Annotated in this window: 6 protein-coding genes; all 6 read left to right on the top strand. The window is 67.5% G+C overall.

What is annotated here, in order from left to right:
- Positions 1 to 73 precede the first annotated feature (73 nt).
- The 6 genes from AC1DMN_RS10270 to AC1DMN_RS10295 all read left to right on the top strand — a co-directional run bounded on the left by AC1DMN_RS10270 (position 74) and on the right by AC1DMN_RS10295 (position 8222).
- On the top strand, positions 74 to 2011 hold the full coding sequence (locus AC1DMN_RS10270; protein ID WP_477231165.1) for a potassium transporter Kup: 1938 nt from the start codon (positions 74 to 76) through the stop codon (positions 2009 to 2011).
- Positions 2012 to 2224: 213 nt separating this feature from the next.
- On the top strand, positions 2225 to 3238 hold the full coding sequence (locus AC1DMN_RS10275; protein WP_440734118.1) for a LacI family DNA-binding transcriptional regulator: 1014 nt from the start codon (positions 2225 to 2227) through the stop codon (positions 3236 to 3238).
- Positions 3239 to 3600: 362 nt separating this feature from the next.
- Entirely contained in the window at positions 3601 to 4728 is a 1128-nt protein-coding gene (gene chvE, locus AC1DMN_RS10280) for a multiple monosaccharide ABC transporter substrate-binding protein (protein WP_440734117.1), read from the top strand.
- Between the two features lie 58 nt (positions 4729 to 4786).
- Positions 4787 to 6307 carry a multiple monosaccharide ABC transporter ATP-binding protein gene (gene mmsA, locus AC1DMN_RS10285; protein WP_477384196.1) on the top strand — a complete coding sequence of 507 codons (1521 nt, stop codon included), beginning with the start codon at positions 4787 to 4789 and terminating at the stop codon, positions 6305 to 6307.
- The gene (gene mmsB / locus AC1DMN_RS10290) at positions 6304 to 7509 is read left to right on the top strand and encodes a multiple monosaccharide ABC transporter permease (protein WP_477231166.1); all 1206 of its coding nucleotides are present in this window, start codon (positions 6304 to 6306) and stop codon (positions 7507 to 7509) included. The genes mmsA and mmsB overlap by 4 nt, the downstream gene beginning before the upstream one ends.
- A 77-nt stretch (positions 7510 to 7586) precedes the next feature.
- A complete protein-coding gene (locus AC1DMN_RS10295; RefSeq protein ID WP_441976801.1) occupies positions 7587 to 8222 on the top strand; it encodes a LysE family translocator in 636 nt (211 codons plus the stop codon).
- Positions 8223 to 8339 lie beyond the last annotated feature (117 nt).

Below are 8339 nucleotides of genomic sequence, written 5' to 3' on the forward strand. Positions count from 1 at the left end.
GGACGCGCCACGCCGCGTGAGGATTCCGTGAGGAGCGCCGGGTGGCGCGGGAATCGGGCTCTAGGCTTCGTCTGTGAACAGCCAGGCCGTGATCGACCAGAAGGCGCCCGTCGCCGGCAGGAGCCCGCTCCGCCTCGCCCTCGTCATCGGCGCCCTCGGCGTCGTCTTCGGCGACATCGGCACCAGCCCGATCTACGCCCTGCAGACGGTGTTCAACCCGGAGGATCCGCACCCGATCCCGCTCACGGCGGAGAACCTGTACGGGGTCGTCTCGCTCATCGTGTGGTCGGTGATCCTGATCGTCACGATCACCTACGTGCTGCTCGCGATGCGGATGGACAACGACGGCGAGGGTGGCATCATGGCGCTGCTGACGCTGCTGCGGCGCTGGGCGCCGAAGGGGCGCACGCGCACGGTGGCGATCCTGTCGGGTCTGGCCGTGCTGGGCGCCGCGCTGTTCCTCGGCGACAGCATGATCACCCCCGCGATCTCGGTGCTCTCCGCCGTCGAGGGTCTGAAGACCATCAATCCGGGCCTGGACGAGTGGATCGTCCCGATCACCGCCACCATCCTGCTGGTGCTGTTCCTCATCCAGAAGCTCGGCAGCTCCGTGGTCGGCCGGTTGTTCGGACCGATCATGGCAGTCTGGTTCGTCGTCATCGGCGTGCTGGGGATCGGCGGGATCCTGCACGACCCGCAGATCCTGCTGGCTCTGCTGCCGACCTATGCGGTCCAGTTCATGGTGGGACACTTCGACATCGCGTTCTTCGCACTCGCCGCCGTAGTGCTGTCGGTCACCGGCGCCGAGGCGCTCTACGCCGACATGGGCCACTTCGGCCGCAAGCCGATCTCGTTCGCGTGGCTGTTCCTGGTCTTCCCCGCCCTGGCGCTCACCTACCTCGGCCAGGGCGCACTGCTGTTGGAGGACAAGGCGAACATGTCGGCGCCGTTCTTCCTGCTCGCACCCGAATGGGGCCGGATCGCGCTCGTGGTCCTGTCCACCGTGGCGACGGTGATCGCCTCGCAGGCGGTGATCTCCGGCGCGTTCTCCGTCGCCGCGCAGGCCTCGGGGCTCGGCTATCTCCCGCGGTTGCGTGTGACCCACACCTCATCCGAGACCCACGGGCAGATCTATGTGCCGTGGATCAACTGGCTGCTGATGGTGTCGGTGATCACCCTGGTGTTCGTGTTCCGCACGTCGGCCTCGCTCGCGTTCGCCTATGGGATGGCGGTCATCGGCACGATCACGATCACGACGCTGCTGTTCTTCTACCTGGCGCGCCGGCGGTGGAAGACCCCGCCCTGGATCCTCGTGATCGGCGCCGTCGTGCTGCTCTCGGTCGACCTGCTGTTCTTCGCCGCCAACGCCACCAAGTTCACGCACGGCGCCTGGCTGCCGCTCGCGATCGGCCTCGCCGCGTTCACCGTCATGACGACCTGGCAGCGCGGGCGCGCCCTCATCACCGCGCGCCGCACGGAGGCGGAGGGGGCGCTCGCCGACTTCGTGAGCAACCTGCGCACACACCCGAAGCTCATCGACCGGGTGCCGGGGACGGCGATCTTCCTCAACCCAGGCGGATCCACGACGCCGCTCGCGCTGCGCGCCAACGTCGAGCACAACCACGTGCGCCACGCCCGCGTGATCATCTTGTCCGTCGACATCCAGAACGTCCCGCGCGTGCCGCAGACCAAACGCTGCACGGTCGACGACCTCGGGGATCCGACGGACGGCATCCTGTACATCTCGGCAAGGTTCGGCTACGCCGAGAATCCGGATCTGCCCCGTGCGCTGCGCAGCATCCCGCCGCACAAGACGCAGGGCTGGCTGGATCTGGACAACGCCACGTACTTCCTCTCGAAGATCGAGCTGCGCGAGGGACGGCGCGGCGGCATGGCGCGGTGGCGCAAGCGGCTCTTCCTCGCCGCCTCGCACATCACGACCGATGCGAGCGACCACTTCGGCCTGCCGCGCGACCGGGTGATCGTGATGGGGTCGCAGATCGAGCTGTAGGTCTGTAGGTCCTGGCGCCGAGGCTGTTCGGTGGTCGCATATTGCGGCCATCCGCACCGCGAAGCCGCAATACGCGACCAGTGAACCGCCTGGCGCGGTGAGACGGCCGACCGCCCGCCGGCGCCCCGTGCCGAAGACGGCAGCACGGGAGGCGCGCATCCGACCGTCATCGCCTCGCGCATAATGAGTCTGACCGATCTGAAGGAGGTGCGCGTGGCTGTGGAGAGCGAGCCGCCTCGCGCCCTGAACATCCGCGACGTCGCCCGCGAGGCCGGCGTCTCGTACCAGACCGTGTCGCGAGTGCTGAACGGCAGTGACCGGATCCGCGAGAAGACGCGCGAGCATGTGCAATCGGTGATCGACCGGCTCGGCTACCGGCCGAATCCCGTCGCGAGGGCGCTGTCGACCAACCGCTCCCGCACGATCGGCGTGCTCACGGCGCACAGTGCGCTGTACGGACCTGCGACGGCGATCACCGCGATCGAGTTCGCCGCGCGCGACGCCGGCTACCGGCTCTCCATCGCGAATCTGCGCTCCAGCGAGCCCGGGGTCGTGCGCGCCAGCATCGACGATCTGCTCAGTCACGCCGTCGAGGCGATCATCGTCATCGCTCCGCAGCAGGAGGTGCTGAGCGAGGTCGGTGGGATGAGCGTGGACGTGCCGATCATGGCCCTTGGCCCGAGCGGCGAGCGCCACTCGATGGCGATGGACCAGATCGCGGGCGCGAGGGCCGCTGTCGCGCATCTCGCGGACATCGGGCACGAGTACATCGTCCACCTCGCCGGCCCGCAGAACTGGACCGAGGCCGAGGCGCGCATGGCGGGCTATCTGCGCGAGCTCGACGCGCGCGACCTGCGCGTGCGCGCCCCGCTGCTGGGGGACTGGACCGCGCAGTTCGGCTACGAGGCGGGCCTGAGCCTGCTGCGCATGCCCGACTTCACCGCGGTCTTCGCCGGGAACGACTCGATGGCCCTCGGCTTCCTGCACGCCTGCCGCGAACGCGGCGTCAGGGTGCCGGAGGACATCAGCCTCGTCGGATTCGACGACATCCCCGAGGCGGCGCACTTCTTCCCGCCGCTCACCACGGTGCGGCAGGACTTCGTCGAACTCGGTCGCAGGACGATCCGGATGCTGCTGGCTCAGCTGGGCGGCGATGACCTGGTGCAGGAACCCCTGGTCCCGGGCCTGATCGTGCGCGCCTCCACGGCAGCTCCCCGCGCCCTCTGAAGGCGGTCGGGGCGCCTCGCGTTCCCTTGGATCGGCGGGCGCATCACGCCGACTTCGGTCAAAGGCTTGACAAATGTGACCGGTTCGCCAGAAGATCACTCGTGCGGGTGTGATCGGTCACAGCCGCGGCGACGATGAGGTCGGATTCCGAACCTCCTCGCCGTCCCGAGCGCATGAGGTCGGCGGCCACCGGCCCCGTGCGAACAGCACCACGAACCGACGTCCGCAGTGATGCGGTCGTCACCCCGACCCACGCCCTCGTTCGCGAGGTGCAGGTCTCGACCGGGCGGTCCGATCGTTCCATCGGCGCGCTCTCTGCTGTCCTGAGCGCGCCATGGCGGCCGCTCGACGAAAGGAATCACATGAAGTTCAAGAGACTGGTCATCGGCGTCGCAGCCGCCGCGACCATCGCCCTCAGCCTGACCGCGTGCGCGGGAACCCGTGGCGGCGGCGGATCCTCCACCGCGGAGCCCGGCGCCAACAAGGGCGCACTCGTGGGCGTCGCGATGCCGACGAAGACGTCGACCCGATGGATCCACGACGGCGACGCCGTCAAGGAGGGGCTGGAGAAGCTCGGCTACAAGGTCGACCTCGAGTACGCGGACGACGACATCCCCACCCAGGTGCAGCAGATCTCCAACATGCTCACCAAGGGCGCGAAAGTCCTGATCATCGCCTCCGTCGACGGCACGGCGCTGTCCAGCCAGCTCGACCAGGCCGCGTCCAAGGGCGTCAAGGTCATCGCCTACGACCGGCTGATCAACGGCAACAAGAACGTCGACTACTACACGACCTTCGACAACTACAAGGTCGGCGTGCAGCAGGCCACCAGCCTCCTCGAGGGCCTCGGCGTGCTGGACAAGAGCGGCAAGGATACCGGTGCCGCGGGACCGTTCAACATCGAGCTGTTCGCCGGAAGCCCGGACGACAACAACGCCACGTTCTTCTTCAACGGCGCGATGGACACCCTCAAGCCGTACCTCGACAAGGGCGTCGTCAAGGTCGGCAGCGGCCAGACGGGCTTCACTCAGGTCGCGACGCAGGGCTGGCAGGCCGACGTCGCCAAGAAGCGCATGCAGGATCTCATCGCCTCGACCTACTCGAACGGCCAGACCGTGAACGGCGTGCTCTCGCCCTACGACGGCCTCTCCATCGGCATCATCTCCGCCCTCACCGGCGCCGGCTACGCGACCGACAAGCTCCCGATCATCACTGGTCAGGACGCGGAGATCCCGTCCGTGAAGTCGATCATCGCGGGTCAGCAGTACTCGACCATCTACAAGGACACCCGCAAGCTCGCGGGCGAGGCCGTGAAGATGGCCGATGACGTGCTGAACGGCAAGACCCCCGAGGTCAACGACACGAAGTCCTACAACAACAAGACCAAGGTCGTGCCGACGTTCCTGTTCGAGCCGATCGTGGTCACGAAGGACAACTACAAGGAAGCCGTCATCGACACGGGTTACTACACCGAGGACCAGCTCAAGTAGGCATCGGCTCCACAGGGGTGGCGGCGGGCGCGCCCCCCCCCCCCCCCCCCTCCTCGAGATGCGCGGGATCACGAAGACGTTCCCGGGCGTGAAGGCTCTGCAGGACGTGTCGATCACCGTGCAGCGCGGCCACGTCCATGCGATCTGCGGTGAGAACGGGGCCGGCAAGTCCACCCTCATGAAGGTGCTCTCAGGCGTCTATCCGCACGGATCCTACGACGGCGAGATCCTCCTGGACGGCGAACCCGTCGCCTTCAAGAGCATCAACGAATCCGAGCACGCGGGCGTCGTGATCATCCATCAGGAGCTGGCGCTGAGCCCGTACCTGTCGATCGCGGAGAACATCTTCCTCGGCAACGAGCGGCAGTCCGGCGGCTGGATCGATTGGAACACCACCAACCAGGAGGCCGCGAAGCTGCTGGCGAGCGTAGGCCTCAAGGAGAACCCGGCGACGAAGATCGCCGACATCGGCGTGGGCAAGCAGCAGCTCGTCGAGATCGCGAAGGCGCTCTCCAAGAGCGTGCGGCTGCTGATCCTGGACGAGCCGACCGCCGCGCTCAACGACGACGACTCGGCGCACATGCTCGAGCTCATCACGCACCTGCGCGACGAGGGCATCACCTCGATCATCATCAGTCACAAGCTCAACGAGATCCGCGCGATCGCCGACGAGGTCACCGTCATCCGCGACGGGCGCAACATCGAGACCCTCGAGATGCGCACCGACGACGTGAGCGAGGACCGGATCATCCGCGGCATGGTCGGCCGGGATCTCGCGAGCCGTTTCCCCGACCGCACCCCCAAGATCGGCGACGAGCTGCTGCGGATCGAGGACTGGACGGTGCACCACCCGCTGGATCACGAGCGCAAGGTCGTCGACGGAGCGAACCTCTTCGTCCGCGAGGGCGAGATCGTCGGCATCGCCGGGATCATGGGGGCCGGACGCACCGAGCTCGCGATGAGCGTGTTCGGCCGCAGTTACGGTGTGAACATCTCCGGCCGCGTCTACAAGCGCGGATCCGAGATCTCCACCAAGACCGTGTCGGACGCGATCGACCATGGGCTCGCCTACGCGACCGAGGACCGGAAGCGGTTCGGGCTGAACCTCATCGACGACGTCGAGCGGAACATCACGATCGCCGCCCTCGACCGGATCGCGAAAGTCGGCTGGGTCAACGAGAGCCGCGAGCGGATCGTCGCGGAGTCGTACCGCAAGAGCATGAACATCAAGACCAGCTCTGTCGAGGCGGTCGTCGGCAAGCTCTCCGGCGGCAACCAGCAGAAGGTCGTGCTCTCGAAATGGATGAACACGTCTCCCGACGTGCTGATCCTCGACGAGCCCACGCGGGGCATCGATGTGGGCGCGAAGTACGAGATCTACGGCATCATCAACAAGCTCGCGAGCGAGGGCAAAGGCGTCATCGTCATCTCCAGCGAGCTGCCCGAACTGATCGGTCTCTGCGACCGCATCTACACCCTCGCCGAGGGGCGCATCACCGCGGACGTGCCGCGGGCCGAGGCCACGGCGGAGAACCTCATGCGATTCATGACCCAGGAGAAGGAGGTGGGCTCCGCATGAGCGGCTCATCCATCACCCCCCAGACCAGTACGTTCCGCAGCGCGTTCGACTTCCTCACCGGCCAGTTGCGGCAGATCGGCCTGTTCATCGCGCTGATCGTGATCGTGCTGTTCTTCCAGATCACCACGGGCGGCATCACGCTCGCGCCGATCAATGTGTCGAACCTGATCATCCAGAACAGCTACATCCTGATCCTCGCGATCGGCATGGTGATGGTGATCATCGCCGGGCACATCGATCTGTCGGTGGGATCCGTCGTCGCCTTCATCGGCGCCGCCGCCGGCGTGCTGATCACCAAGATGGGCGTGCCGTGGCCGGTCGCCGTCGTGCTGTGCCTGGTGCTGGGCGCGCTGATCGGCGCCTGGCAGGGCTTCTGGATCGCGTACTTCAAGATCCCGGCGTTCATCGTGACTCTGGCAGGCATGCTCACGTTCCGCGGCCTGACCGAGATCACCCTGCAGAACACCGCGATCTCGCCGTTCCCGGACGGCTTCCGCGCGATCGGCGCGGGCTTCCTGCCCGACCTCGGCGGCGGCCAGACGATCGTCGAGCCGCTCACGATCATCCTCGCGGTGCTCGTCGTGCTCGGGATGATCGGCTTCGGGATCCGCGGTCGGATGACCCGGCGCAAGTTCGCGGTCGAGGACGAGCCGCTGTGGTGGTTCATCGCCAAGCTCGCCTTCACCAGCCTGCTCATCGCGCTCGTCGCCTACCTGCTCGCGAGCTACAACGGCACCCCGATCGCGCTGGTGATCCTCGGCGTGCTGACCGTGGTCTACTCCGCGATCATGGCCCGCAGCGTCTGGGGCCGGCACATCTACGCGATCGGCGGCAACCCGCTCGCGGCGAGCCTGTCGGGCGTGAAGACCCCGCGCGTGACGTTCACTCTGTTCATCAACATGGGCGTGCTGTCCGCGCTGGCGGGCCTCGTGTTCACGTCGCAGCTGAACCTCGCGAGCCCCCGCAACGGCGACGGGTTCGAGCTCGATGCCATCGCGGCCGTGTTCATCGGCGGCGCGGCCGTCACCGGCGGCATCGGCAAGATCACCGGTGCGATTATCGGCGGTCTGATCATCGGCATCCTGAACAACGGCATGTCGATCCTCGGCGTCGGCACGGAGTACCAGGCGCTCATCAAGGGCCTTGTGCTGCTCGCCGCCGTCGCGTTCGACGTCTTCAACAAGCGCCGCTCCGGGCGCTGACACGGATCCGTCTCGGGCTCCGGCCGCTTCGTGCGGTCGGAGCCCTTGACGGTCCGCGTACCCGCTACGTTCGTCGTATGACGCTCGGCCAGGCACTGCTCTCGTTCGCGCTCGTCGTAGGGCTGCTCACGATCATCCCCGGTCTGGACACGGCGCTCGTGATCCGGGGCACGGTGACCCGCGGCCGCCCCTATGGGTTCGCCGCCTTGCTCGGGATCCAGGTCGGCACTCTGATCTGGGGTGCCGCTGCGGCCACCGGGGCGGCGGCGCTGCTGGCGACGAGCGAGGTCGGATATCGGGTGCTGTCGTACGCCGGCGCGGCGTACCTCGTCTATCTCGGCGCGACGATGATCGCCAAGACGTTCCGCCGGGGCGCGGATCCGTCGGCGGGGGCCGCGGCCCCTTCGCGCCGGGGCGCGCGGAGCGGCTTCCTGCTCGGGCTCGTCACGAACATCACGAACCCGAAGGTCGGGGTGTTCTACATGGCGACCATCCCGCAGTTCGTTCCGGCGGGGCAGTCCCCGTTCCTGGTGGGTCTGCTGCTCGCACTCGCGCACTGCGTCCTCGGCACCGTCTGGCTGGGCGCGATCATCCTGGGAGCGAACCAGCTCGCGCCGCGCCTGCGCTCCACCCGGGTGATCCGCTGGATGGACCGGATCACCGGCGGAGTCCTGATGCTGTTCGGCGCGCGCCTCGCTCTCGACGTGCGCTGACCGTCGGCCGCGAAGGCCCCGCGGCTCACGCAACCGGAAACGCCGCCGCGAGTCGCGCAGCCACGGCGTCGACGTCCACTCCGACGTCCGCCGACTCCGCGATCCGCTTCACGAGGC

Source organism: Microbacterium sp. 01T413_2 (assembly GCF_056398985.1).

Bases quoted from the DNA above. Each gene is read 5' to 3' on its own strand.
- chvE (WP_440734117.1), top strand. From the start codon at position 3,601: ATGAAGTTCAAGAGACTGGTCATCGGCGTCGCAGCCGCCGCGACCATC.
- mmsA (WP_477384196.1), top strand. From the start codon at position 4,787: ATGCGCGGGATCACGAAGACGTTCCCGGGCGTGAAGGCTCTGCAGGAC.
- mmsB (WP_477231166.1), top strand. From the start codon at position 6,304: ATGAGCGGCTCATCCATCACCCCCCAGACCAGTACGTTCCGCAGCGCG.
- AC1DMN_RS10295 (WP_441976801.1), top strand. From the start codon at position 7,587: ATGACGCTCGGCCAGGCACTGCTCTCGTTCGCGCTCGTCGTAGGGCTG.